This window comes from Komagataeibacter kakiaceti JCM 25156 (assembly GCF_000613305.1).
The window spans coordinates 1-1588 of sequence record NZ_BAIO01000522.1; the positions used below are offsets into that span (position 1 = coordinate 1).

The 1588-nt window shown below is 66.1% G+C and carries 1 pseudogene; it reads right to left on the reverse strand.

Annotated elements, in window-relative coordinates:
• Window positions 1-1473 (reverse strand): annotated as a pseudogene (nuoG, locus tag JCM25156_RS25395) (NADH-quinone oxidoreductase subunit NuoG); the annotation flags it as partial.
• Window positions 1474-1588 lie beyond the last annotated feature (115 nt).

Sequence of the window (1588 nt, forward strand, 5' to 3'; positions counted from 1 at the left end):
GCGGCCATGAGCGTGGCCGCGATATGTTCGGCCAGCCGCGCGTCTTCCTCCGCCAGCCCCGTCACCTCTGGCGCGGATGGGTCGATCAGGTGGGCGATGGCGAAGCAAGGCGTGCGAGATCATCGGGTGCCGCGCGGCATGTCCGCACCGCCACGTCATCCAGTCCGGTCGGGGCGGGGGTCAGGACATACAGGCCGGAGGGGCTTTCGCACCCCAGCGTGCGTACGGCCGCATCCATCCAGCGCGGCACCTTTGCCGTATCGGCGGCATGAAAGGACGCCTGCCGGACAGACTGGCGCAGGCTGAGGCCAAGCCGGGGCGCGGTGGCGCAGGTGTCCTCCCCCAGTACCAGCACGGCGTCGGCGCTTTCCATGTCGTGCAGGGTGGGAATGGGGCCGGGATGCCCGCGCAGCAGGGTATGGACCAGTTCGGCGCATGTCTGTTCGTGCTGTGTCAGGCCGGTGCAGAAATTTTGCGCGCCCACGAATTCATGCAGGCTGAAGCAGGTTTCCAGCGCGGCGCGGGGCGAGGCGACGCCCATGACCGGTCCCTGCGCCGCCATGCGCGCGAACAGCGCCAGCGCATCGGCCACGGGCACGCGAACGGACTGTCCCGCGATGGTGCGCATGGGCATGCGGATGCGTGACGCCGCATTGACAAAGCCATGCCCGAACCGCCCCCGGTCGCACAGGAGGTAGCGGTTGACGTCCGCATTATAGCGGTTGAGAACGCGGCGGAGGGTCTCCTCCCGCGCATTGACGATCGTGTTGCAGCCCACCGCGCAGTGCACGCATACGGAGGGCGCGCCGCGCATGTCCACTTGCGGGTATAGACGGCGGAAAAAGGCTTGTCGGTAAACACGCCGGTGGGGCAGATTTCCACCAGATTTCCGCTGAAGGCGTTTTGCAGCGCGCCATCTTCCGCCCGGCCGAAATAGACATTGTCATGCGATGCGAAAACCGCCAGATCATCTCCGCCCGCATAGTCGCGGTAGAACCGCACGCAGCGGTAACAGACGATGCAGCGGTTCATCTCATGCTTCACGAACGGGCCAAGGTTCTGGTTGCGGTGGGTGCGCTTGGTGAAGCGGTAGCGGCGGGTATCGTGTCCCGTCATTACGGTCATGTCCTGCAGGTGGCATTCGCCGCCTTCTTCACAGACCGGGCAGTCATGGGGATGGTTGACCATCATCCATTCGATCACGCCCGCGCGGAACTCCCGGGCCTCATCATCCATGACCGATACGATGGCCCCATCGCTCACGGGGGTCATGCAGGCCATCACGATCCGGCCCGTCGTGTCATCGGGGCCACTGAACTGCCTGATCGCGCACTGGCGGCACGCCCCGACGGAGCCGAGTTCGGGATGCCAGCAGAAATAGGGCAGCGCCGCCCCCGCTTCCAGACAGGCCTGCAGCAGGTTGATGCCGGGCCGGGTGGGGTGGTCCGTGCCGTCAATGCGGATGCTGGTCATGATCGCATTCCCCCGGCGTGCATTCAGGCGGCGTGGCGCAGCGGGCAGTGGCGCTGGGTGATATGCGCGGTGAAATCCTGCGCGAAAAGCTTCAGCCCGCTGGCCAGCGGGGCCA